This window comes from Melioribacteraceae bacterium (genome assembly GCA_019638015.1).
Lineage (GTDB): Bacteria > Bacteroidota > Ignavibacteria > Ignavibacteriales > Melioribacteraceae > JAHBUP01.
The window spans coordinates 45,259-71,777 of the sequence record JAHBUP010000001.1 but is presented as its reverse complement, the minus strand read 5'-3'; the positions used below and the strand labels follow the sequence as shown (position 1 = coordinate 71,777).

The 26,519-nt window shown below is 34.4% G+C and carries 22 protein-coding genes; 6 read left to right on the top strand and 16 right to left on the bottom strand.

What is annotated here, in order from left to right:
- Positions 1-40 precede the first annotated feature (40 nt).
- Entirely contained in the window at positions 41-472 is a 432-nt protein-coding gene (locus tag KF816_00300; protein ID MBX3006441.1) for a SufE family protein, read from the bottom strand.
- 39 nt (positions 473-511) lie between these two features.
- On the bottom strand, positions 512-1,357 hold the full coding sequence (locus tag KF816_00295) for a DUF3078 domain-containing protein (GenBank protein MBX3006440.1): 846 nt from the start codon (positions 1,355-1,357) through the stop codon (positions 512-514).
- Positions 1,358-1,472: 115 nt separating this feature from the next.
- On the opposite strand from KF816_00295, the gene KF816_00290 reads away from it, so the two are divergent.
- Both KF816_00290 and uvrB read left to right on the top strand, forming a co-directional pair.
- On the top strand, positions 1,473-1,820 hold the full coding sequence (locus KF816_00290) for a hypothetical protein (GenBank protein MBX3006439.1): 348 nt from the start codon (positions 1,473-1,475) through the stop codon (positions 1,818-1,820).
- Between the two features lie 59 nt (positions 1,821-1,879).
- Complete coding sequence (gene uvrB / locus KF816_00285; protein MBX3006438.1) at positions 1,880-3,895, top strand: excinuclease ABC subunit UvrB; 2,016 nt, start codon at positions 1,880-1,882, stop codon at positions 3,893-3,895.
- 60 nt (positions 3,896-3,955) lie between these two features.
- Here uvrB and KF816_00280 read toward each other — a convergent pair whose 3' ends face one another.
- From KF816_00280 to dnaA, 8 genes are all read right to left on the bottom strand, one after another.
- A complete protein-coding gene (locus KF816_00280) occupies positions 3,956-5,146 on the bottom strand; it encodes an aminotransferase class I/II-fold pyridoxal phosphate-dependent enzyme (protein ID MBX3006437.1) in 1,191 nt (396 codons plus the stop codon).
- Between the two features lie 41 nt (positions 5,147-5,187).
- Positions 5,188-7,626, bottom strand: a complete 2,439-nt coding sequence (gyrA, locus tag KF816_00275) for a DNA gyrase subunit A (protein MBX3006436.1) — start codon at positions 7,624-7,626, stop codon at positions 5,188-5,190.
- Between the two features lie 76 nt (positions 7,627-7,702).
- Positions 7,703-8,695: a magnesium transporter gene (locus KF816_00270; protein ID MBX3006435.1), complete on the bottom strand. Its 993-nt coding sequence runs from the start codon at positions 8,693-8,695 to the stop codon at positions 7,703-7,705.
- Between the two features lie 10 nt (positions 8,696-8,705).
- Complete coding sequence (gene gyrB / locus KF816_00265; protein ID MBX3006434.1) at positions 8,706-10,715, bottom strand: DNA topoisomerase (ATP-hydrolyzing) subunit B; 2,010 nt, start codon at positions 10,713-10,715, stop codon at positions 8,706-8,708.
- Between the two features lie 16 nt (positions 10,716-10,731).
- Positions 10,732-11,031, bottom strand: coding sequence for a DUF721 domain-containing protein (locus tag KF816_00260; protein MBX3006433.1), 300 nt, complete (start codon positions 11,029-11,031; stop codon positions 10,732-10,734).
- Positions 11,009-12,121: a DNA replication/repair protein RecF gene (locus tag KF816_00255; protein MBX3006432.1), complete on the bottom strand. Its 1,113-nt coding sequence runs from the start codon at positions 12,119-12,121 to the stop codon at positions 11,009-11,011. The genes KF816_00260 and KF816_00255 overlap by 23 nt, the downstream gene beginning before the upstream one ends.
- Position 12,122: 1 nt before the next feature.
- Positions 12,123-13,253 (bottom strand): DNA polymerase III subunit beta, encoded by a 1,131-nt coding sequence (gene dnaN / locus KF816_00250; protein MBX3006431.1) that lies wholly within the window; start codon positions 13,251-13,253, stop codon positions 12,123-12,125.
- Between the two features lie 320 nt (positions 13,254-13,573).
- Entirely contained in the window at positions 13,574-14,968 is a 1,395-nt protein-coding gene (dnaA, locus tag KF816_00245) for a chromosomal replication initiator protein DnaA (protein MBX3006430.1), read from the bottom strand.
- Between the two features lie 390 nt (positions 14,969-15,358).
- Between dnaA and KF816_00240 the strand changes: the two genes are divergently transcribed.
- Positions 15,359-16,333, top strand: coding sequence for an asparaginase (locus tag KF816_00240; protein MBX3006429.1), 975 nt, complete (start codon positions 15,359-15,361; stop codon positions 16,331-16,333).
- A gap of 38 nt (positions 16,334-16,371) precedes the next feature.
- Entirely contained in the window at positions 16,372-16,884 is a 513-nt protein-coding gene (locus tag KF816_00235) for a hypothetical protein (GenBank protein ID MBX3006428.1), read from the top strand.
- 35 nt (positions 16,885-16,919) lie between these two features.
- Here the strand turns inward: KF816_00235 and KF816_00230 are convergent, their stop codons facing one another.
- The 4 genes from KF816_00230 to KF816_00215 form a co-directional block, all read right to left on the bottom strand.
- On the bottom strand, positions 16,920-18,182 hold the full coding sequence (locus tag KF816_00230) for a sodium:proton antiporter (GenBank protein ID MBX3006427.1): 1,263 nt from the start codon (positions 18,180-18,182) through the stop codon (positions 16,920-16,922).
- A 148-nt stretch (positions 18,183-18,330) separates the two neighbouring features.
- Entirely contained in the window at positions 18,331-20,535 is a 2,205-nt protein-coding gene (locus tag KF816_00225) for a patatin-like phospholipase family protein (GenBank protein MBX3006426.1), read from the bottom strand.
- A 2-nt stretch (positions 20,536-20,537) separates the two neighbouring features.
- Positions 20,538-20,939, bottom strand: a complete 402-nt coding sequence (gene mscL, locus KF816_00220; GenBank protein ID MBX3006425.1) for a large-conductance mechanosensitive channel protein MscL — start codon at positions 20,937-20,939, stop codon at positions 20,538-20,540.
- A 51-nt stretch (positions 20,940-20,990) separates the two neighbouring features.
- A complete protein-coding gene (locus KF816_00215) occupies positions 20,991-21,353 on the bottom strand; it encodes a co-chaperone GroES (GenBank protein ID MBX3006424.1) in 363 nt (120 codons plus the stop codon).
- An 88-nt stretch (positions 21,354-21,441) separates the two neighbouring features.
- Between KF816_00215 and KF816_00210 the strand changes: the two genes are divergently transcribed.
- Positions 21,442-22,035: a methyltransferase domain-containing protein gene (locus KF816_00210; protein ID MBX3006423.1), complete on the top strand. Its 594-nt coding sequence runs from the start codon at positions 21,442-21,444 to the stop codon at positions 22,033-22,035.
- On the opposite strand, the gene KF816_00205 is transcribed toward KF816_00210, so the two are convergent.
- Positions 22,028-24,310 carry a tetratricopeptide repeat protein gene (locus tag KF816_00205; GenBank protein ID MBX3006422.1) on the bottom strand — a complete coding sequence of 761 codons (2,283 nt, stop codon included), beginning with the start codon at positions 24,308-24,310 and terminating at the stop codon, positions 22,028-22,030. The genes KF816_00210 and KF816_00205 overlap by 8 nt on opposite strands.
- A gap of 188 nt (positions 24,311-24,498) precedes the next feature.
- Here KF816_00205 and KF816_00200 point away from each other — a divergent pair, with 188 nt between their 5' ends.
- The gene (locus KF816_00200) at positions 24,499-25,584 is read left to right on the top strand and encodes a hypothetical protein (GenBank protein MBX3006421.1); all 1,086 of its coding nucleotides are present in this window, start codon (positions 24,499-24,501) and stop codon (positions 25,582-25,584) included.
- A 71-nt stretch (positions 25,585-25,655) separates the two neighbouring features.
- Here the strand turns inward: KF816_00200 and KF816_00195 are convergent, their stop codons facing one another.
- Positions 25,656-26,519, bottom strand: a complete 864-nt coding sequence (locus KF816_00195) for a hypothetical protein (protein ID MBX3006420.1) — start codon at positions 26,517-26,519, stop codon at positions 25,656-25,658.

Sequence of the window (26,519 nt, the reverse complement as noted above, 5' to 3'; positions counted from 1 at the left end):
AGGCTAACAGCTATATTAATTTAATAGTGTATTTATAAACTTAAGTTTTTTTTGCAACTATAGATTTAAATACTGCCGCATATAACTGTATCTGCTTCATCATTGCACCTAATCCATTTTTCCTTGTTGGAGAAAGGTGTTTATCAATTCCAATTTTCTGCAAAAATTCGGGCGGGTGAGAAAGTATTTCTTCAGGTGTTTCATTAGAATAAACCCTTACCAAAATTGCCACCAATCCTTTCACAATTGCCGCATCGCTATCTGCCTCAAAAATAATCTTACCATCAGTAAGCTTCGCATTAATCCAAACCTGAGATTGACAGCCGCTCAATTTATACTTGTCTGTTTTTATGCTTTCGTCTAACGATGGAAGAGATTTACCTATATCTATAATCTTTTTATACTTATCCTCCCACTCTAAAAGCTCATCAAATACTTTAACAATCTCTTCCTGTCTTTCGGTTATGGACATAATTTATCCCGAACATTACACCATTAATCTGTTTAATGATTATAAAATAGTATATGTAATACCTATCTGTAATCCTTGCCTAATTTGAGTTTTCTTCGATTGAGAAACTTCATGAAGCATTGTGTACCCAAAATTTACTTTCAGCCAGCTATTTACGCTTGCAGTAATTGAATTATCCCAATAAACATCCCACACGCCCAAATTTTCGAACCGAGAGAAAAATCGAAGCTTGCTTTTCCAATTAATATTAGTATCGATAGTATAATCGAAATCAGTGACCGATTCAACTCCTGTTTCAAACTTAAACTTCTCTATTTCCACAGTTTTGGGGTCATCGGAGTATTGGGTAAATTTATTCGTTACAACTTCCTGAAAAGCTATACCGAAACGTGTAATTATACTTTTATACTGGTCATAAGTAAAACCAAGTGTCTGAGTAATATAACCGGGATCAAAAAGATCTGAAATATTTATTGGAGAAGTTGGGCTTGTTTTATAATCAAATCCTTTTGAGATTTGTGTCCTTACGGCGTTTGAAAAAAATGGATTTACAGACCAGCCAACATTGTAGGATGCTAAATTTTCTATATATAGATCATTATCTGTTGTTCGGTATGTTGCTTCACCAACCTTTGATCTTCCATATGCCCCCTTTATCTGATTACGAAAACTCCACTTATCTCCAACTTTATCATACTTAAAATTACCGAAGAGTGTCCATGCAATTGAGTTTTCACCACCTTTTACCCAATTTGTAAACGCAATTTGATTAATTCCAACACCAACTACGAATGAGGGAACCCATGGATTAATCTTAACCGAGTCGGTTTGTGCAAAATTGTACATGGTTAAAGTTAACATTAAAAACAAAATCGATTTTTTCATCCCTTCCTCACAAGTAAAAATGTTGCCGGCTAAAATAAAAAAATTCGAATTACCTTATTTCTAAAAAAACTTTTTTTTATAATTAATCTATTGATAATCAAAAAAAAGGAATGTTATGAAGTTAGATAAACTAATATTACCGGGACTGGTTTTAATAATAGCCGGAGCTCTTTATTTAATTTATTTTTCACCAAAGGACGATTTAGGCAAGTTTTCGGATTTTGACACAAACAGTACCGCAAATAGAGATATTTTTGTTGAATATGTCTCTTCAAAAGGCATTGAGCAGGACAAAGCTAACTCGGCATCTGTTTTTTATGTTAGGGATGCAACTGGTTTAGAGATGAAAGTCATGGCTCCCCTTATTTTGCCCCCCGGAATGGACGTTTCAAATAGAATAACTTTACGCGGGCATTTTCATGGCGATTATTTTCACGCGGCGTCGGTAACGGTGAGAAATTAATTTCTCTCTTTTCCTCTCAAAACACTATTTTTGTTGTTTGATATTAAGGAAAAGAGTTAATGTCCAATTTTGAATTAGTTTCAAACTACCAGCCCTCTGGGGATCAGCCCAAAGCAATTGCTGAATTATTAGAAGGAATTAACCGGGGGGATAAACATCAGGTTCTGCTTGGCGTTACCGGTAGCGGTAAAACCTTTACAATGAGCAATATTATAAAGGAATATAACCGCCCAACTTTAATCATCTCTCATAATAAAACGCTAGCTGCTCAACTATACAGTGAATTTAAATCCTTCTTTCCAAACAATGCTGTTGAATTTTTTATTAGCTACTACGATTATTACCAACCCGAGGCTTATGTAGTTAAGCGGGATCTTTATATAGAAAAGGATTTTGCTGTTAATGAAGAGATCGATCGTTTACGGCTGAAAGCCACCACATCATTAATCGAAGGAAGAAATGATGTACTAATTGTGGCGAGTGTTTCATGTATTTATGGAATAGGCGCTCCGGAGGAATATGCCCGACAAATAATCTTTTTGCATAAAGGGCAGATTGTAGAAAGAAAAAAAATACTGCGTAGTTTAATTGATATATATTACACAAGAAACGATTCCGATTTTACTAGAGGAACTTTCCGCGCTCGAGGTGATGTGGTTGAAGTTATCCCCGCATATCAATATGAGGAAGCCGTTCGTATTGAGTTTTGGGGCGATGAGATTGAAAGACTTTCAATAATTGATTCGATCACCGGAGATGTTATAAAAGAGGTTGATTCTATTCCTATATATCCGGCAAAGTATTTTGTTACAACTAAAGAACAGGTTAACAAAGCAATAATTTCAATTGAAGAAGAGCTGAGAGAACAATTAAAGTATTTCTGGAGCCAAGAAAAATATGTTGAGGCTCAAAGATTAGAACAGCGAACAAAGTTCGATATAGAAATGATGAGAGAAATTGGATATTGTTCAGGAGTAGAAAATTATTCAAGACATATGGATGGAAGACCTCCCGGCTCAAGACCGTTTTGTTTGTTCGATTATTTTCCAAAAGATTATTTATTAATTATTGACGAAAGCCATGTTACAATTCCGCAAATTCGGGGAATGTATAATGGTGACCGTTCAAGAAAAGAGGTTCTTGTTGAACATGGATTTCGATTACCGAGCGCTCTTGATAACCGTCCTTTAAAGTTTGAGGAGTATGAAGGACTTACAAATAAAATTATATATGTAAGTGCCACCCCGGCTAATTATGAATTCGAGAAATCGAACGGTTCTTTTGTTGAGCAGGTAATTAGACCAACAGGATTGCTTGATCCCGAGATAGAAATAAGACCTATCAAAGGACAGATTGATGATTTAATAGGTGAAATTAGAAATCGTGTTGTTTTAAAAGAGAGAGTCCTTGTTACAACTTTAACTAAAAAAATGGCAGAAGATTTAACAGATTATCTCGATAAGCTGAAAATCAAAGTTCGATACATTCATAGTGAGGTTGACGCTCTCGAAAGGGTTGAAATTATTCGTGATTTGAGAATTGGTGGTTTTGATGTATTGGTAGGTGTAAATCTTTTAAGAGAGGGTTTGGATTTACCCGAGGTTTCACTTGTGGCAATAATTGATGCAGATAAAGAGGGATTTCTACGAAGCGAGAGATCATTAATGCAAACAGCTGGACGAACTGCGCGAAATTCAAATGGAAAGGTAATTATGTATGCGGATAAAATTACTGAATCCATGAGAAAAACTATTGAAGAAACAATCCGCCGACGAAAGCTTCAAATGGAGTACAACAAGGAACATGGAATTACTCCAAAAACAATTTTTAAAAGTGTTGAGGAGATTCTTAATTCAACATCTATTGCAGATGTAAGAAAGAAAGATAACGAGAAGGAAGAAGCCGCGTTTATGAGGGTTGCTGAGCCGGTAATTAAATATATGAGCCTGGACCAACGAAAAGAATTATTAGATCAGATGACTGAAGAAATGCTTAATGCCGCTAAAGATTTAGAATTTGAGAGGGCGGCACAATTAAGAGATGAAATAGAAAAAATGAAAAAATTAATCAAGTAATTTATATGGTGAGACAAAGATGTTGATTTCGCCTCACTCAATAAAAGCAATAAAAAACCATTAATCAGTAATTTTTTGTAATGCTTGCTCAAGATCCGCAATAATATCAGTCACATCTTCAATACCTACAGAAAGCCGAACCAGTCCATCAGTTATTCCCGCTTCTTCTCTTGCTTCCTTTCCCATAGTTAAATGAGTCATACTTGCCGGATGTTGAATTAGGGTTTCAACTCCTCCGAGAGAAACGGCGAGTTGACAAAACTTTACCGAGTTCATTAATATTTCACCAGCCTTGTAGCCCCCATTGAGTTCAAATGAAATCATCCCGCCAAATGCTTTGTGTTGTTTTAATCCAAGTTCATATTGAGGATGACTCTTTAGTCCGGGATAACGTACCCACTTAACTTTAGGGTGTTTCTCTAAAAATTCCGCAACCGGTAATGAATTCTCTGTGTGCTTTTTCATTCGCAACGATAAAGTTTTTAATCCTCTGTGGACTAGAAAGGAATTAAAGGGATCTATAACTCCGCCCAATTGATTCAAAACTTTTCTCATTTTTAAATACATCTCTTGATCACGAACCACCACTACTCCACCAACAACATCTGCGTGACCATTTAAAAATTTGGTCATGCTATGTAAGATTACATCAACTCCAAATTCAAATGGTTGTTGGAGTGCAGGGCTCATAAATGTATTATCGATTACAACCAATGCGTTTTTATCGTGGGCAAATTTTACCGCAGTTTCTATATCCGTTATTGACAAAGTTGGATTACCGGGAGTTTCAAGATATAGAACCGTTGTGTTTGGCTTAAATGCCGATTCAATTTCATTAAAATTTTCTGAATTAACGAAAGTTGATTCAACCCCAAATTTTGATAATACAGTTTCAACGAGTGTACGGGTAGGACCGTAAACAGAACGGGAACACACGATATGATCTCCCGATTTTAATAGGGTTGTTAAAACAGTGTTTACAGCGGCCATTCCGCTAGCGCATCCCAATCCTTTGAATCCCCCCTCAAGTTGAGCAACAGCATTTTCCATAGCTTCAATTGTTGGGTTTTTCATTCTTGTATAAATGTATCCGTCAACCTCTCCCTTAAATAATGCGGCGCCGTGTGCGGAATCTTTAAATCGAAATGTAGATGTTTGATATATTGGAGGAACGACCGGTCCAAATTCATAATCACCTATACCACCATGAACACATATAGAATCAAACTTTAAATTATTGTTGTGCGCCATTATTTACCTCAAAGTAATCATTTTGGATATTCAATTTTTTATTATTCACCATCTTCTTCTTCTGGAATTACCCGCGCGATATCTGCAATAGCATCGTCATCATTTAATCTAATTAACCGAACTCCTTGTGTATTTCTTCCCATTACTCTAATTTCTTTTAGATTTTGCCGGATGACCATTCCGCCGGTGGTTATGATAACAAGCTCATCGGTGTCATTAACCTCTTTCATTGCCATTAATAAGCCATTCTTCTCCGAAGTTTTTACTGTAATAACTCCTTTACCGCCTCTTTTTGTCAATCTATAATCTTCTATCTCGGAACGTTTTCCAAAACCTTTTTCTGTAACAACAAGAAGTGAAGTTGCATTACGAACAACAATTGCCCCTATAACTTCATCATTTTTTCCCAAGTTAATACCTCGAACTCCCGTTGCGGTTCTTCCCATATCTCTAACGTCTTTTTCCTTAAATCGTATAGCCATACCATGCTTGGTGCCGATAATTATATCATTATTGCCTTCACTTAGTTTTGCTTCAATTAAAGAATCCCCCGCAGCAAGATTAATTGCGTTAATTCCACCGCGACGAATATTTGAATAAGCAGAGAGTACTGTTTTTTTAATAGTACCATTTTTAGTAAACATTACTACAAACTTATCATCAGTAAATTCTTTAACCGTAACAAAGGCAGAGATTTTTTCCTCTTTCTCTTTTTCAATTAAATTAAGAATAGATCTACCTTTAGCGGCACGCCCTCCTTCGGGTATTTCGTGCACCTTAAGCCAATAGCACTTTCCTTTATCTGTAAAGAACATAATATAATGGTGCGTTGAGGCAACAAACATATGTTCAATAAAATCCTCTTCTTTTGTTCCGGCGCCGGTAACACCTTTTCCGCCTCGGGCTTGTCTTCTGTATCCGCTTACTGGAAATCTTTTTATAAACCCTTGATGTGAAATAGTTACAACTACATCTTCTTCGGCAATAATATCTTCTAAAGCAAACTCTTTAAAATCGTAGATAATCTCTGTTCTTCTTTCATCGCCATACTTTTCCTTAAGCGCAAGCAATTCGTCTTTAATGATTTGCTTTCTCAATTTTTCGCTCGCAAGTATTGCTTTTAACTTTTGAATAAACTTTATAACCTCTTTGTATTCATCTTCTATTTTCTTTCTTTCAAGACCTGTTAATCGTTGCAATCTCATATCAAGAATTGCTTTGGCTTGAATTTCAGAAAGTTTGAATTTACGCATCAAGTTATTTTTTGCGGTTTCAACATCGCGCGATTTCTTAATTGTATCAATTACTTCGTCTATATTATCTAGCGCAATAATGAACCCTTCCAATATATGCGCACGTCTTTCGGCGGCATCTAAATCAAACTGAGTTCTTCTAATCAACACTTCCATTCTATGATCAAGAAAATGATCCATCATTTCGCGGAGAGTTAATACTTTTGGAGCTCCATTAACAAGCGCGAGCATAATAACGCCAAAAGTTACCTGCATCTGTGTGTGTTTAAATAATTGATTTAATGTAACTGCAGGTTGACCATCTCTTTTCATTTCAATAACAACGCGCATTCCGTCTCGATCACTTTCGTCTCGAATATTTGATATACCTTCAATTTTTTGATCGCGAACAAGCTCGGCAATTTTTTCAATTAATGAAGCTTTATTAACTTGAAAAGGTAGTTCGGTAATAACAATATTTTCTCTATCGTTTTTAAGTGTTTCGATATTTGCTTTTGCTCTAATAACAACACGGCCTCGACCTGTAAGCAATGCTTCACGAACACCTTCGTATCCATAAATAATTCCGCCAGTTGGAAAATCGGGGGCTTTTACAATTTTAATTAGCTCTTCGGGTTTAAGTTTCGGATCATCAATTATAGTTACCAATCCGTCTATAACTTCACTAAGGTTATGGGGGGGAATATTAGTTGCCATCCCAACTGCTATACCGCTCGCTCCATTAACCAATAAATTTGGTAAATAAGAGGGCATGACAGTAGGTTCTTGAAGCGTGTCATCAAAATTAGAAGAAAAATCAACTGTATTTTTATCAAGGTCTCGAAGCATCTCATCAGCAATTCTTGATAATCTAGCTTCAGTATATCGCATAGCCGCTGGGGAATCTCCATCAACCGAGCCAAAGTTTCCCTGCCCATCAACTAATGTGTATCGTAACGACCATTCCTGTGCCATACGAACCATTGTATCATAAACTGAGCTATCACCATGTGGGTGATATTTACCAAGCACTTCGCCCACAATACGAGCTGATTTTTTATAGGGTTTATTAAATGGAACACCAAGCTCATGCATTCCAAACAATACTCTTCGGTGAACTGGTTTTAGTCCATCCCTTACATCTGGTAAAGCTCTTGCAACAATAACGCTCATGGCGTAATCGATGTAGGATGATTTCATTTCTTCTTCAAGTGATACGGGTACAACTTTTTCAAAAATTGTTGTCATGTTATTCTTATGCTTCTTGGTTTATTTTTTTATCATTATTTATTTGTAAACTTTTTGATTTCCACACTAAGGGTTACTATAAAATTATCGTAGCCAAACCCAAATAAAAAACAATTGTGCAAATATCTGTCAGCGCCAAAGTAATTGGTCCGGCTGCGATTTTGGGATCCAATTTTGTTTTGTGAAGAACTGCCGGAATTGTTAACCCCCAAAATGCGGCTACAATCATCACAAGCAAAATACTTAATCCTACTGCTATGGCGGTAAGAAGACTTCCCTTCCAAACCACAATAACAATGCTTACAATTACTCCACAACTTATTCCCAACAAAAAAGAGGTTTTCGATTCTTTTATTAAATTTTTAGTGTACCATTTTAACGTTGGTTTTGCAGTATGCAAAGCTTGTGCGGCAAGGGTCATTGATTGAATACTGATACTCTCTCCCAACCCTAAAATCAATGTTAAAAAGAAAGCTATTATTATGCTTTCCGAAAGAGTTGCCTCAAAAAAACCAGTTAAAATTGCACAGATTGTTCCGCTAGTTACAGTAGCTAACAGCCAGGGTACCCTTATTTTCCAAGCTTTAATAGGAGAGGCGTTTTTAATTTCGCTAATGTTAAAACCAATAGTTTCAAACACATCGTTATATTGTGAACGATCCTCAATGTCTGGGTCTAAACTTAACAACTCTTCCGTAAACAAATTTACATCAACAACCCCAACCACTTTTCTATTTTCGTCAACAACAGGAAAAGCTAAAAATTTATACGTAACAAAAAACTCGCATGCGTCATAAACAGTAGAGGTGTGGGGTAGCGCCGCAACCCGTGAAACCATAATCTCTTCTATTTTCTGCTCTGGCCTTCCAATTAGAAGTCTTCTTGTGGGAAGAACCCCCACGAGTACGTCGTTATCATCAACCACATAAAAGTAAACGATTCTTTCACCAGCGCCTTCGTTTCTTATTTTTTTTAGAGCCTCATCAACAGTAATGCTTTTATTTAAAGCAGTAAAATCTTTTCTTGCATATTCCAGTACAGATTTTTTATATGTTGATTTATCGTTCATAAATAAAAAATTATATATCTAGATTAGCATATTTAGCATGTTTTTCAATAAAGGCACGGCGCGGTTCAACTGCATCGCCCATTAGAGTCTCAAATATTTTATCGGCTGCAGCCGCACTTTCTAAATTAACCTGTAATACAGTACGGGTTTCCGGATTCATGGTTGTTGACCATAATTGTTCCGGGTTCATTTCACCCAATCCTTTATAGCGGGATATTACAATTTTTCTTGTTGTTGTTGTTGTTTCTTCAACCTCTTCTATTTCCTCTACTTCAACTTCTTCTTCTTTGGTTTTTACATCCCCCTTCATTCGTTTTAATATTTTATCTCTTTCATCATCATCAAATGCGTAATGTTCTTCTTTTCCTTTTTTAATCTTATAGAGAGGTGGTTGAGCAATATAAACCCGGCCAGATGTTATTAACTCTTTCATGTGTCTATAAAAGAACGTTAAGAGAAGAGTTCTTATATGGCTTCCGTCAACGTCGGCATCTGCCATTAATATAATTTTTCCATATCGAGACTTTTCTGCATTAAAATCTTCTCCAATTCCAGCACCAACCGCAGAAATGATAGCTTGAATTTCCTGGTTTTCTAAAACCTTGTTGAGTTTTGCTTTTTCAACATTTAAGATTTTACCACGAATAGGTAAAATTGCCTGGAACCTTCTATCTCTACCCTGTTTAGCCGAGCCGCCCGCGGAGTCTCCTTCAACAATATATATTTCGCAATGCTCGGGATCGTTTATTGAGCAATCAGCAAGTTTACCAGGAAGATGCATTGAGTCTAGAGCGTTTTTTCTTCTAACAAGTTCTCTTGCTTTTCTAGCTGCTTCTCTAGCTTCGGCGGCACGCATACATTTATCAATAACCTTTTTTGCAATTGGTGCGTTCTCTTCCAAAAACTCTGATAGCTTTTCACCGACAAGCATTTCCACAGCTGATTTTACTTCACTATTGCCAAGTTTAGTTTTTGTCTGTCCTTCAAATTGCGGCTCCATCACTTTCACAGAAATTACCGCTGTTAAACCTTCTTTATAATCTTCACCTGTTAAACTGATTTTGCTGTTTTCTTTTATCAGTCCGTTTTTTGCGGCATAATTATTAAAAGTTCTAGTAATTGCTGTTCTAAAACCCACCAAGTGAGTTCCCCCTTCAATAGTATTTATATTATTTACATAAGTATGAATGTTTTCGCTATATGAATCAGAATACTCGAACGCAATTTCTACCGGTATATCATCCTTTTCCCCTTCAATATAAATTGGTTTGTGAATTGGATTTCTGCTTTCATCGAGATACTTCACAAAATCTATTAAGCCACCCTTAAATTTAAAAACCTCTTCAAGCCCATCAGCTTCATCTTTGAGAGTCATGGTTACTTCTTTATTTAGATAAGCAAGCTCACGAAGTCTTTCTGCAACGGTATCAAAATGAAATTTTGTAGTTTTAAATATTTCTCTGTCTGGTTTAAATGTAACCTTAGTTCCTGTAGTCTCACTTTTATAAGTACCAACTTGTTTAACTCCACCTTTTGGAATTCCACACCGGTATTCCTGCTGATGAATTTTACCATCTCTTTTTACCTCAACAATACACCACTCAGAAAGAGCATTTACAACCGAAACTCCCACGCCATGTAAACCGCCAGATACTTTATATGAGTTTTTGTCGAACTTACCTCCAGCATGAAGAACGGTCATTACGACTTCAAGCGCTGACTTTTTTTCTTCGGGATGAACATCAACAGGAATGCCTCGTCCCCTATCTTCAACGGTAACGCTTTGATCTTTATGAATAGTAACAATTACTCTGTCGTTATAACCCGCAAGCGCCTCATCAATTGAATTATCAACAACTTCGTTTATCAAGTGGTGGAGTCCGCGCGAACCGACATCTCCTATATACATTGCCGGTCTTTTGCGAACGGCTTCTAATCCTTTTAAAACATTAATACTACTCGCGTCATATTTTGCTTGCGAGTTCCCGTTACCATTGCCGTTTCCATTTCCTTTTGCCATAGTTTTCTGGTACCTTTTACAAAAATTTTATGTGTTTAATTATTGGTTGATTAAAGTAATTGTTTATTTTTTCCATCAGAGCATTTTTTTGAAAATTTAATTCACTTTTCCAAACCGAGTTTTCTGTTTTTAAAAAAAGAACTTTTTTTTCAACTTTCACCGCTTTTACAATCACCGTGAGTTCAGGAAATATTTTTGAAAACTCTTCAACTACTCGGTAATTATTTGCCGTCTCTCTTAGAAGCCAAAATTCGTTTTCGACGTTTATAACTTCATCAATTTTTTTAAAGCTATTACGCCACGATCGAGTTTCCATTATTTACTTCTATTACTAATGTTCCGTTATTAATATTTAAGTTTTCTATATTAGTTAAATCAGTAAGAGTAATAAATGATTGACCAATTTCGGCGATATAATTACTAATTCTATAGGCTCTTGATTTATCTAGTTCACCAAAAACATCATCCATTAAGAACATTGGCGTTTTTGCGAGTTTATCTTTTAAATAAAAAAATTGTGCAAACCTTAATGCAATTTGAAATGTTTTATGCTGACCCTGCGAACCAAACCTTCTTAACTCCAAATCATTCACTGTAAAAATATAATCGTCCCGGTGCGGACCAACCAAATTAATGCCTCTTCTATATTCATCTTGAGCCGATGCTTCTATTTTCTTTTGCAGGTTTTTACTTATCTCGCTATAGTTTTCAAACTCGATTGTATTATACTTTACTTTAGGAATCTCTTTTTTCTCAACTATGTTTGTGTAAACATCTTTAATAAAAGGATTAAATTCCTCAATAAAATCAAACCGATGTTTTATTATTTGGGAACCCGATTTTATTAATGCTTCTGTCCATACTTCAATCTGGCTAAATAGATTTCTGTCTCGAGATTCCCTTATTTGTGAAAGAAGTGCGCCGCGTTGTTTTAAAATTTTATTATACTCAATTAATAATTGTAGATATGTTTGGCTTGCTTGCGACAGAACAGAATCAACAAATCTTCTTCTTTCGGATGGAGCGCCAAGTGTTATGGCGTGGTCTGATTGTATAAGAGCGACTATTGGAAACTTTCCAATTATGTTTGCAGAGCTAAAAATTTGTTTATCATCAAGAAAATATGATTTTTTATTTTTTTGGCTGTCATAATTAAAGCGGGATATGTTTTCTGTTCGTTCAAAAAACACTCCTTGCACCTCAAAACTATATGAACCGAACGTGGGTACATCAGACTCTGACGAGAGATTTAAATTTTTTGTAGTGCACAAGTAATAAATTGCCTCTAAAATAGATGTTTTTCCCTGTCCGTTTCCGCCAATAATAAGATTTAGCCTTTCAGAGAACTTTATTGATGTGTTTGTATGAAGTCTGAAGTTCTTTAATTCAATTTGCTTAAGAAACATTTTATGTGTTTAACCGAACCGGCATCAATAACATTATTAGTTCTTCATTCTCTTTTTCTTTAACTGGATTTATTAAAACTGCTTTTGTTGGGGAGTGTAATTTAAAAATTATTTGTTCTTCCCCTGACAAATGGCTCAACATATCATTGACGTAAGAGGAATTAAAACCTATTTCAAGTTCATCGCCAGAATATTCACATTTAACTTTTTCTTCGCCTGAAGCGCCAATATCAAGGTCTTCGGCAGAAATATTTAACATATCTTTTGTAATTGAAAATTTAACCCGGCGAGTACTTGTAGTTGAAAACAACATCATACGTTTAATTGAATCATGCACATCTTTAGTATTTACTTTTAGTGAAAACTCATTTTCCATAGGAATTACGCTTGCGTAATCGGGATATTTTTGTGATATCAATCTGGTTATTAATTCTATGTCGTTTAATTTGAAAGATGCGTATGATTTTGAAAGATGAATTTTAACTTCTTTTTCATCTAATATTTTTGATAATACAGAAACAGCTCTTTCTGGAACAACATATTGCTGACTAAAACTTGTTACAATATTTTTCTTTAGCAGATTAACTAATCGATGCCCATCGGTACTCACAAATCTTAAACCATCTTTTGAAAACTCAAATAAAGTACCCATCATAGCTGGTCTCATTTCTTCTTTACTCATAGCAAATGAGCCGCGGTCGAATGCCTGTCTTAATTCAACACCATTTATAGAAAATTCATTAATCTCGCCGGATCCTTTTTCTGAATCAACCGATGCTATTTCGGGAAATTCATCAGCTGGCAAATAACTTATCATATACTTGCCGGTATCGGTTAGCAAATTAATTTTATTGTTAGGTAAAAACTTGAAATGGATAACAGTTTCTTTCAACGACTTTACTATTTCGTTTAATAGCCTTGCCGGAATTACAACCTCAACGTTCTCATCTGAAACTATGTTAAGGGAAGATTTCAGCGAGATTTCCAAATCAGTTGCATAAATAGTCAACAAACCATCTTTAACTTCGAAAAGAAAATTTTCTAAAATTGGCATAGGAGTGCGAGTTGGAACTGCCGGAATAATTTTACTTAGAAGTTTTTCTAGTTCTTTACTGTTAACCTTGAATTCCATATAATTTCTCCAAGTTGATGCAAAAAATATCAAAAATTAGGTAGATTTTCAATTTGTTTAGCCAAATAACTATTTAAAGATATTAACCTTATTAACACCCTTATTAATCTTTTTTAGATAATTATATAATTGATTAATAATAATTAGTAATGTTGATTTGTTAATAACTCGATAAATCACCGTTTATAGATTAAAAAACCAATAAAATAATAACACTAAAAAGTTAATAATATGTATAGAATCTAATGTTAATTATACAGGGCTCATAAATATAAATTACAAACATGTTGTTCACCCCTAAAACACATGTTATTAACAGCCTAATTTACAGTCATTTCTATTTTGTTTTTGAGGGTTTCTATAACTTCTCTTGCCTGCATGTCTTTTTTAATTAACTCTTCAACTGTTGTTTGTGCGTGTATTACAGTGGAATGGTCACGTCCACCAAATTGAAGGCCAATTGTTTTGAGTGAAGATTTGGTTAAAGTTTTTGCCAAATACATTGCTATTTGGCGAGCCATTACCACCTCTTTCCTTCTGTTTTTTTCTCTTAATTTATTTTCCTCAACACCAAAAAAATCACAAACAATTTTAGTTATCAACTCTACAGAAATATTTACTTGTTTATTTGTTGATATTTCCTTTACTGTTTTTTTAACAAGTTCAAAATCTATTTCTTTGGAATTTAACGAGGAGTTTGCCAGTAATTTTATCAAACAACCCTCCAACTCTCTAATATTCGAAGTTATATTTTGAGCAATATATTCAAGGGTTTCGTTAGATAAATAAATCCCGAACGTTTCACTTTTATTTTTTAAGATCGCAATTCTTGTTTCGAAATCGGGGGGTTGAATATCTGCTGATAGTCCCCAAGAAAACCGACTTATTAACCTTTCGTTTAATCCCTTCAGATCTTTAGGAGCTTTGTCGCTCGATAACACAACCTGTTTTCCAGATTGGTGAAGAGTATTAAAAATCTGAAAAAATAAATCCTGTGTTTTTTCCTTACCAATTAAAAATTGTATGTCATCAATAATTAAACAATCCATTGTTTTATAGAAACTAGAGAACTCATTCACGGTATCATTTTGTATAGACTCAACAAACTCAACAGTAAAAGCGTCAGCAGATATATAAATTACCTTTTTTGATTTATCTTTTTCTAAAACTTTATTTCCAATAGCATGTATTAAATGAGTCTTACCTAATCCAACACCACCATAAATAAATAAAGGATTAAAAGATGTTTGTCCGGGGTTTTCGCCAATTGCAAAAGCGGCAGCTCTTGCGAGTTGATTCCCCTCCCCTTTTATAAAATTTTCAAAGGTATATCTTACATTTAAATAATTTTCAAAATCAGGTTGTCTGTTTTCTGTTTCAATAACTTGATTTTTTGATGTGGTGTCAAATTTATGCGGTTCGGCGGGCTCTTCTTTCTCTTCTAATATTAAATAAATTAGTTTTCCATCAGAACCAAGTACTTGGTGGATTGTTTTATTTATAAGAGTATTGTAGTGTTCTTCTATCCACTCAATAAAAAAACTATTGGGTACATAAACCTTTAGAATTGTGTTTTCTATATCAAAGGGTTTTATAGGAAGGAACCATGTGTTATATGTTATAAAAGGAACGTTATCTTTAATTATTTTTAAACATTCTTTCCAAACATCTACCGCGCTTTTTTGAAGATGCGCCAACTCGGCTAAATTCTGCATATTATCCACATTAAAAAAACTTTTTTATCTCAAAAAATATTTTTAAAAGAGTTCTTGATTTTTTATAAACCGAAATTATAAACAAATTAATAACATTAATAAATCACCACAAACACCTACAAACAAACAACTTGGGGGACTTTTTCAATAAAAACGAACATTATGTATAGCAATAAATATAAAACAAAATGACCGATTAGTGTCGTGAAACGTTCCACAAAACAGAGTTGTTAACAAGTTATTAACAGCCTTTTTGGGTCAACTAAAAGTGCGATTAAAATAATTTCCAAATATTTCTTGTGCAAATTATTTTTAAAACAAAAGCAAAATTTTTTCTTTGATAGTAAGACTCACTCAATTAATTTTAATAAATAATAATGTGAGATAGTAATGAAGAACATTTTAGTTGTATTTACCGGCGGAACATTTTCTATGAAAATAGATGAATCTACTAAAGCGGCGGTTCCCTATTTTTTAGGGGAAGATTTACTAAATATGATTCCTGAAGCAAAATCATTGGCTAATCTCACTACATATCAATTTGGAAATTTTCCGGGACCACACATTACCCCACCGCTCATGTTCGATTTATCGAAAAAAATAAATTCATTTGTTGATGATGATTTGGTTGACGGCATTATAATTACTCACGGTACCGATACACTGGAAGAAACCGCCTACTTCTTGGATTTGACCATTAAAACAGAAAAACCAATTGTAGTAATTGGGGCAATGCGAACTAGTTCCGAAAATAATTGGGACGGCCCAAAAAACTTATTGGACGCGATTAATATTATTAATAATCCAAACAGCACGTCGATGGGAGTTTTGGTTTGTTTAAATGGAGAAATTAACGCGGCGAGCGAAGTTACAAAAACACACACAGAAGATATAGAAACGTTTCACAGTCTCGATTTTGGAGCGCTCGGTTTTGTTGATAAAGGAAGAGTTTGGTTTAATAGAACAGCAAGAAAACTAGAATCTTTTTCGGTAAATAAGATTAATTCCAAAGTAGATTTAATAAAAGTATATGCCGGAATGGATGAAAAGTTTTTTACATATTCAGCCGATAGCGGTGCAGAGGGGATTGTTGTTGAAGCAATGGGGGTTGGTAACGTTCCGCCACCTGTATTCAAAGGAATAAAATATATTCTTGATAAAAATATACCGGTAATTCTGGTCTCGAGATGTCCCGCAGGTGAAACTTTGGATATTTATGGTTATGAAGGTGCTGGAAAATGGTTAAAACAGGAGGGAGTTATTTTTTCAGATTATTTGAATGGACAAAAAGCTAGAATTAAATTGATTGTGTGTTTAGGGATTACTCAAGATCATGAAGAGTTAAGAAAGTTATTTGAAGAATGATAACCATAAACTACAAACAAATTAAGCGGGATAAAACTATACTCGAAAAATTAAAACCATGGTTAGGATCGGTTTTTTTGTTTCCTGTAATTATATATTTTATTAGTAACGAGGGAAAGTTTCTCTTCATCGATTATATTAATCTTTTGATTCACGAAGGGGGACATGGGGTTTTTAGTTTGTTTGGGAAATTTATACATGCCTTGGGTGGAACATTAATGCAAATAATAATACCGGGAATGTTTATAGTCTATTATTTTATTCACAAAAAAATTTTTATGGCGCAGATATTTTTAATTTGGCTTGCACAAAACCTAATAAACATAAGCGTTTATGCGGCTGACGCGAGAGCAAAAAAACTTCCACTTCTTGGTGGAAATAAGGTTTATCATGATTGGGCATATTTATTGGGGGAATTAAATCTTTTAGAGTATGATAAAGTTGTTGGAGGCGTTTTCTTTTATTCGGCTATAATTGTTTTTTTTATAGTTTTATTATTGCCCCTCTATTTCAATGATGAAAAAAGGATTGATTTAGATCTGAAGATATGAGCGGAGCCGGATAATCGACCCCGCCCAAATTATGCTTATAAAAACAACCACTGTACCAATATAAAGATTGGCAATAAAACAATAATTGAGAACTTAAACATGTATGCAAAGAATGAAGGCATTTTTATATTGTTTTCTTCTGCTACAGCTTTAACCATAAAATTAGGTCCATTTCCAATATAAGTCATTGCCCCAAAAAACACAGCCGCGGTTGATATTGATTTTAGTAATATCTCCGGAATTCCCGCCACCATTGTGCCTTCGGTTAACCCTAATCCCAGAGCAAGCGAGTGAAACGTAACCGCTGTTGGTGTGTTGTCCAAGAAAGAGCTTAACAAACCGGTATAATAATAAAACTGTGTAGGTGTATTAACCCCAAGGTGAGCGGCGTTTGCCTCTAAGAAAAGTAAACATGGAACCATTGTTATAAAAATTCCCAAGAAAAGATATGCTACTTCTTTTATGGGTTCCCAAGTAAAATTATTAGATGTACGCACAAGTTTTGTAGTGAATAGTAAAGAAAGCACAGCCATTCCAAGAATAACAGCTTCGCGGATGAATTTGTAATAATGATTGTCGTTAATAAAGGTTAAGTATTGTTCGTTTAAGAATGCAACAGATAATACTACCCCAATTAACCAAACAAAGTTTAAGTTTCCTTCTAATTTAATCGGTCTTTTTACTGACTTATCTAATTTTAATGCCGAGACCGGCTCTTTTTTGTGGTAATAAATATCAACCAAGTAATAAACTACAAGAAGAAGTATGTTGGTTACAATCCATTCAGGAAATAATTTAAAGAACCAGGTAAAGGGAGCCCCTCGTAAATACATCATAAACAAAGGAGGGTCGCCAAGAGGAGTTAATAAACCTCCGGCATTAGCAACAATAGCAATAAAAAATAATATTGTATGTACCTTAAAAGTTCTTTCCTTGTTGGTTTGAATCACCGGTCTAATAAGCAACATAGCCGCACCAGTTGTTCCCATTAACGATGCGAGCACGGCTCCGATTCCCAAAAACGCAGTGTTTGTTGTTGGCTTTGCCTCAATATCCCCCGAAAGATAAATACCCCCAGTAATTGTAAATAGCGCGCCAAGTAAAATTAAGAACGGTACATAATCAAACAACATTATATGAACTAATTCATTGCTTAAACTCTGTGAGAGTAAAAATATTGTTGTTGGAATACTTAATATAACTGCAATTATTAATTTGTTGCGATTGTTTTCCCACCAATGGTGAGCTACTAGTGGAAGAACGGCAATGGCACCAAGCATTAAAACAAAAGGCAACATTGAAAGAAGAGGAATTTCGGGAAGAGCGTGTTCCATTTTATTTCCAGATTTTATTTAAAAAGTTGGGCAAAAGTAAAACAACAACTTTAACTAATCAATAAAATTCTGAGAGGATTGTCTGATTTTTTGTTTATAAGGACAGCGCATCCTAAAATTTATAACCGGCAGTAATGTAGTAATAAAGTTTTCTTGATTCTGATTTATAAGGAGATTTTTCACCATTGGCTATTATTAATTGAAGCGGGCCGAGTATAGACAAAAACTCAACTCCAACGCCAAAACCATAAATAGGATTTCCATTTATCTGTGTTTCGCCTGGAAATCCAAATCGGTAATCGAAAGCGGCATTAAATAATATTTTAAAGAATATATCTTTCTTAAACTCATATCTATAATCTATTCCGGCTATTGCAATCCTGCTGCCGAACAATTGAGTGTAATCTAATCCAATAAATTCGGCAGGACCACCCAAATAAAACAATTTATAAATTGGAACATTATTCCATCCTTTTAAATAAGAACCGCGAAATTTTATAGTGTGATAGTTATTGAAGGTTATATAAGATTCTCCACGGAGGTCAAATTTATTATAAATTATTGGGGAACCGAGCCGCGTATCGCTAATTTCTGAGTGAATACTAATTTTGGTTCCAGTTCGCGGAAGCACAATGTTGTCAAGATTGTCAAAATTAACGGCTAAATCAATTCTTGATAACTTATCACCAAAATCGGGAAAGTATCCAAAATTTCTGAATGCAATATCTGCCTTCGCATTAACATGTTCTTTATTGTATGAAACTTCCAAATCCCAATCTTTTGATATATTTACACCAATACCCCCGCCATATAAAAAAGAAGCATCTCTATATTGTGCCAATTTAGAGCCGGTGCTATCAAAAATATTTACAGGTGAACTTTTATCTATAAAATGAATGAAGGGATAAATCGGAAAATCAAGCGATCGGGAGGGATAAAACATTTTTCCTGAAATTTTATAAATACCGGCAAACTGCAATTCTAACTCCGTACGTAAACCGGGGATGAAAAGAGAGGTTGTTTGTACCTTTATTGCCCCCACCAATTTATTAAAGTCATTATAACGCAATCCAAAAAAAACTTTTTGTTTCGATTTTTCTTTAATATTAATAATAAGATGATATTCATATTTTCCGGCAGGCTCAATCTCATAATCTATTGTATCAAAATAGCCCAGGCCATACACACGCATTATTTTTTCTGAAATTATATTCGAGTCGAAAAGCTGCCCGGTTTTTATGTCGAGTAAATTATTAATAAACTCAAAATCTAATAATTCATTTCCTTTGAGAGTAATACTTGAAATTGTTTTTGTAAAATCACGGCGCAGAACAATTCTTTCTTTTTTATCAGGAGGAAATGATAGAAGCTTATTCTTTAATTCGAGTAAAGCTGGAATTTTATTTCTGGCAGCCTCTTCCCCTCTCTTAATTATTAAAGAAATTTTTTCACTATTAAAATCGGTTAACGAAAACTGATCGACATTCTGTTCAATATAAATATCGGTTTCTTTAATATTATCAAACAATCTTCTATCCCTGGGGATGTCAGCGGTTCTGCTCAGGATAGTTAATAAGTTATCATAATCTTCCATTTTGTTGGGGGGATAAATTAGATTGAGCCCAATAACGATATCTGCGCCCATTTCTCGTGCAACATCAACCGGAAAATTATTTAGCACTCCCCCATCAATTAGAAGATAATCTCCCCATTCAACAGGATTAAAAGCAGAAGGAATAGACATTGTAGCTCTCATTGCTTTTGATAGAGAGCCCTCTTTAAGAACAACTTCTTTACCAGTAATTAAATCAACGGCAATGCATCTAAAAGGAATCGGGAGTTGATCAAAATTTTTTTTGCTTTCGTGTAGATAAGTTAAATTGGAAAAGAGGAGAGAAATTTTTTGTCCAGCAATTAAACCGCTTGGAACTGTAGGAGTAAATCCATCTAAATTTAGTGATAGCTGGTATAAACCACGGTTTCTTTTTTCAAAGTAGGGTAAGTCGGATCTTTTAGGAGAGTCATCAAAAATGTCATCCCAATCGGTTGAAGTAACCAACTCCTCCATTTCTTGCGGAGAATAACCCAACGAAAGAAGCGAACCAACAAGTCCCCCCATACTAGTTCCAGCAACATAGTCTATGGGGATGTTTAGAGAGTCTATAATTTTTAAGGCCCCAATATGAGCGAATCCAAGCGCTCCTCCGCCGGAAAGAGCAACCCCAACTTCCGGGCGTTCTAAATTTTGGGGGAATATGCTGGATGAAATAATGAATATTAGAGCAGTAATTAACTGTATATTTTTTTTAACTATCACTTTTATTTAGTTTTTAAAAGATCTCTAATTTCAGAAAGCAGAACGACCTCTTCTTTTGGAGCTGGCGCAGCAGTGGGTTTTGGTTCTTCTTTTTTCTTTAATGAATTAACACCTTTAATTAACATAAATATTGCGAAGGCAACAATTATAAAATTGATTAATGTGTTTAAAAATTTACCATATAATATTTCTACCGGTTTCTCGGGAGTTAGAATTGATGGAATTTTTATAGATAAGTTAGAAAAATCAATTCCTCCAATTAATGCTCCTATAGGCGGCATTATCACATCATTAACCAAAGAAGTTACTATACCGCTGAATGCAGCGCCGATTATTATACCAACGGCCATATCAACAACGTTACCGCGCATAGCAAACGATTTGAATTCATTTAAGACCTTCATACTAACTCCTATTGTAATTTGTTGTGATTGTTTATTAAAGGCGAATCAAAATTAGGAAAACAACTCGTCATCCCTATACAACATTAATATTGCAGCTTGGGGCGCAATTATAAATTTTTGTTTTTCAATTTCAACCTCTACCGCATCCTTTTTTAAGAAGACCGCAAAGTCCCCCTCTTTGGCTTGAAGAGGAATATACTTTATTGCTTTCTGTTCTTTCCATGGCTCCTCGTCATCTCCAGGAATTCCAACTGGATAACCGGGACCAACCTTTACAACATATCCACCTTGAACTTTTTCTTTTTCTTGAACCCCCGGAGGAAGATATAAACCGCTATTTGTTTTACTTGATTGTTCTTCGGGCTTAATCAGTACCCGATCCCCTACAATTATGATTTTGTCGGTATTAATCAATATTCTATTTCCTAAATATTCTTTTATAAAATAGTAAACGATATTCTACTTCTCAATTTAGTATTTTTGTAAATAAAATCGGAGATGTATGAAAGAAACTTGGAACAATCGTTATTCTGAAAACGAGTTTGTGTATGGCACAGAAGCAAATGCATTTTTAAAAGAAGAACTTCAAAAACTTCCCAAAGGAAAAATCCTATTCCTTGGAGAAGGTGAAGGACGAAACGCGATATTTGCCGCCACTCTTGGCTGGGAGGTGGATGCAATTGATTATTCGGAAGCCGGTAAAAAGAAAGCAGAACTATTAGCAAGTAAAAGTAATGTAACAATTAATTATATAGTCGCCGATATTATTGAATCTCCTCTTCCAAAAGAATCATACGATGCGGTGGCACTTATTTATATTCATGTTAATGAGGAGACCAAGCCAATACTCCATCAAAAAGTTATTGATGCGCTTAAACCCAAAGGTAAAATTATTATTGAAGCATTTGACAAGGAACAATTGAAATATAATTCCGGCGGACCAAAAGACAAGGATCTTCTTTATGACTTACAATCTATTACCGAGGATTTTATTGATTTTGAATTTGAAAAATTATCAAGAGACAATATAGAATTAAGCGAGGGAAAATTACATCAAGGAAAAGCCGCAGTAGTAAGATTTGTTGGAATTAAGTAGAGGGTTTTTTTTCAACGCTATTTAGGGGGAATGTTACGGTAAATGAGCTTCCTTTCCCCTTTTCAGATTCAACTGAAATTATTGCTCCGATTAATTTGCAGTAATTACTAACCAACGAAAGCCCTAATCCATTGCCTTCATAACTGCGGGTATAACCCCGTTCTTCTTGTGAAAATGATTGAAACATATTTGGGAAAAAATCATGTGAAATTCCTATTCCCGAATCAATTACCGAAACAGACAATTCGTTAAAGTCGTTTCTGCGAATAATTATTTTTATCCCCCCCGAGGGAGTATATTTTATGGCATTATCTATGAGATTAACAAATATTTGAAACACATAATAATCATCCGAGTAAACAATCGTTTTATCGGTTTCATAAACACATTCCATGTAAAGATTTTTTTCCTTTGCCAAATAGCTATATTTATCGAGTAATTCATCAAGAATTGTTTCTTTAAAATCAAATTTACTGAACGAAACCTTGGCCGTACCAAGTGTCACTTCCGACATTTTTAGAACCATATCAACGGTTCTAATAATTCGGTTTGAAGCGACTTCCAAATTAGACATGGCTTTTTTAAATACGGGGGTGGCGTTATCCTGAAGTTCATCTTTGAGAATAGTATTAAATCCATTTATAATATTAAGGGGAGTTCTAATTTCGTGCGACATCTGAGCGAGAAATTCACTTTTAAGTTTATCTGAGTTCTCTGCTTTTTCTTTTGCGGCTAGCGCCTCCTTTTCAGCTCGAAGTCGTTCCGAGTTCTCCGCCTTCAGTTCTTTTGTTCTCTCTTCCACTAAATTTTCTAATTGGTCTCTATGTTTCTTTAATTCGGCTTCATTTAAGCGAAGCATCTTTTCAGTTTCTTCCCTTTTAATTATATTTTTTTGCAGCTCGGCATTAATTTTTTTCTGCTTACGGGAAGCATAAATAATTAAAACAATTATGATCGCCAGTAGAAATAAAATTATAAACAAAGAGCGTGTTACTTTTGTTTGATATTCTTTTTCGTTGTTCAGTATTTCTAGTTCTTTGTCTTTCTCTTTTAATTGCTGTTTGGTTTCAAGTTCTGCAATTGCCTTTTTTGTGGATTCAGACAATACCGAATCTTTTAATGCGCTGGCTTTTACATAAGCCTCAAGGGCTAATTTATAATTACCCATCGATTTATACACTGTAGATAATTCGAATAGATAATTTTTTTGATCGTTTGCTAAACCAAGCGGTTCAAGAATCGAGATAGCATTATTATAATAAGTGATTGATTCTCTAAAGTGATCAAGTTTTTGGGTCTCCGAAATATTATTCTGAAGGGCTAGTTTATAATTCATTTTGCCCAGGTTGGCATTTTCAAAAGCAATTCCATAACCATCTTTTAACTTTTTGGATATCGAAAGAGCCTCATTAAAAAATTTTTGTGCCTTAGAAAACTCTTTTAATTCTAAATATGCCAATCCAGCATTTCCAAGATACACAGAGTAGTTCATTTCTTGATTTAGAGCTTTAAAAACTTTTAATGCGGTTAAATAGTTTTCAATTGCTTTCTTATATTTTTTCTTCTCAAAGTAAATCAACCCAATATTCCCCAAGTTTACAGCAGCTCTTGAGCTATCACCAACGCTTTGTACAAACGACAAAGATTTATTAAAGTGATTGAGCGCGTTATCAAGATCTTTTATTGTACCATAAACATTACCAAGATGATTATGAATAATTGCAGCGCCCGATTCGTCGTTTATATTTTCATAAGTTTCGAGAGCTGAGTTTAAATACTCAAGCGCACTTTTAAAGTCAGAAATATTATAGAAAGAAAAACCCAATAATTTGTAAGTGTTTGCAATCCCACTTTTATTATTTATTGAGTTAAATATTTGTAATGCTTGCAGGTGTTTTGAAATAGCCTCTTTAATATTTCCACTTATAGATAAAATTTCACCAATATTATTTAATGCGGTAGCTTTTTCTACATCTAGACCTAATTTATTGGCAAGCGCAAATGCGGAATCGCCAAAGTTTTTCCCCGCCTCAAAATTAACATCTGCCAAATTCCAGCTTAGGGAATTGAATAAACGTACTCTTTCCGCATCATTTTTCGCAACGTTTAAAGAATCTAATAACTTTTTTACAATAGGGTTCGCTGTTAAATATAAATCCGAATTATTAGTTTTATCTGTCTGTGAATAGGAGAATGAACTGAAGAAGACTAAAAGAATTAATAAATAGTTTGAGCTAGACAAGACCACACGATTCCATAATTTATTTTTTGACATTTATTGTTGGGGTCAATATAAAAAATTTTGAAAACAGGACGATATCTTTTTGTTTCAATAGCAATCCACTAAGTTTAAGTTTGAATATCCATCCTAAAAGAAAGCCCCTTTCCGATTTTTATAGTTTATAATAACACTGATTTATATCTTCATCATATTTTACTTTGAAACCAATCCCGGAGGAAAACATGAACAGAAAAGAGATATTAGAACTGATGTCTCATAAAAATTATCCGTGTATCTCAATTATGTTACCCACACACAGAACCTCGCCTCAGAACAAACAAGACGCAATCAGATTGAAAAATTTGGTTAGAGAAGTTGAACACAGACTATCAGGAAAGGTTAATTCTAATGAAGCATCATTATTGCTCGAAAAAGTTAATGATTTGGTTGGGGCTGTTGACCATAATTACACACTCGACGGACTTGCACTTTTTGTAAATATGAATGTTGCTGTTAAGTTTGATATACCTTTTTCGGTTAAAGAACAAGTAATAATTGATGAAACGTTTGCGACCAGAAATCTAATCTATACTTTGAACAGGAGTCCAAAATATTTAGTGTTGGTTTTAAGCGGAAAACCAACAAGACTTTTTGAGGGTTTAAGAGATAGCTTGATTGAAGTTGAGAGGAATGGATTTCCTATTTATTTTCAAGAAACAACCTGGGATGAGCCAATTAGAGTTGGTGAAATAACCAACAATTCTGCTTACGAAGATGAAAAGACGAAACAGTTTTTCAGAAAAATGGATCGTAATCTTAATTCTCTAAATTCCGTTGAAGCATTACCTGTCGTAATTACGGGGGTAAAAAAATATCTTTCCATTTTTAATGAAATAACTGAAAACAAGCAAAATGTGATTGCTCAAATAGAGGGATCGTATGATAAAATCTCTCCACATGAGTTATCAAAGCTTGCTTGGCCATTAGTGTTTGAGGCGATTGAAAAGAATAAAATCAACTTATTAGCAGATCTTGAAAAAGCGGTAAATGCAAATAAATATGCATCTGGAATTGAACAGTGTTGGAGAAGGGCGGTAGAGGGCAGATGCCAAACATTATTGGTCGAAAAGGATTTTCATTGCTCTGCAAATATTGATATTGATGGATTAACGCTTCTTCCGGTTGAGGCTCCTGGTCATTCAGGAGATATTAGTGATGCGGTTGATGAGATAATAGAAATAGTAATACAAAAAGGGGGTAAAACCGCGTTTGTCGAAAATGGAGCTTTATCTTTACACCAGAAAATAGCGGCTATATTAAGATACTAATCACAGAAATAATTAATATCACTAAAGAGGCGTCAATTAAAGAAAAAATTTTGTGTGGAATTAAAACTTTTTTATTGATGCCTCAGATTATTAAGAAGTAAAAATGAAAATATTATTGATATTGTTGCTATGGTAGGCATAATAAAAACTACAGGCACAACATTCGCTCCAGCATTTGCCATAAATATTATTTTTGAAACGAGGGCGGTCATTAAAATTGAAAGAAATATTAAATATATGGGAGTAAATAATAAGCCAAATTTGTTTTTTCTAATAGCTAAGAAACCGGTTATAAAAGCAGCGGGCAGAAACAATCCTAAATCAAGCCCCTGAACTATCAATGTTGTGTAATGCTGAACCTCCTTCGGAAAAATAGAACCATTTAATAGTGGTGGTAGAATCACGCTGAGCCACAGCATGGTAATCAAGGAGGCGTTAATAATTAAAAAGATACCGGCAGTTTTCACTGGTTTATTTGATTTTGTTGAGGCAACAAGAGTTTCTGTATCGAATGAAAATAAGGTTAAAATAAAAGTATAAAATGAGATTCCCATCAATATTACATAGACCAAAAACATTTTATTGTACATTGCCATCGCGGTGTAAAGCAAATAAGTTAAAAAGAAATATAATAGTGTCCCCGATAGAAGAAATAAACCGCGCAACGACTTTCTCCTCAAATAAAAAAGAGAAATTAGAAGTAAAGGTACGCCGACAAAAAGAGTTACATAGTCTTGAGCAATTCCCTGAATGGCAACATCGGCGGACATATGCCCATATAATCCGGTACCGTAAATTGTTATTTTTTCTCCACGTATCGATTCATATTCATACTTTCCCGAACCACCACCACTTAAAATACCTAATGACGTAGGTAAAATTGTAATTAGAGAAATAAAAACAACCAATAACGAAATAATATTTTTGTTTTTCAT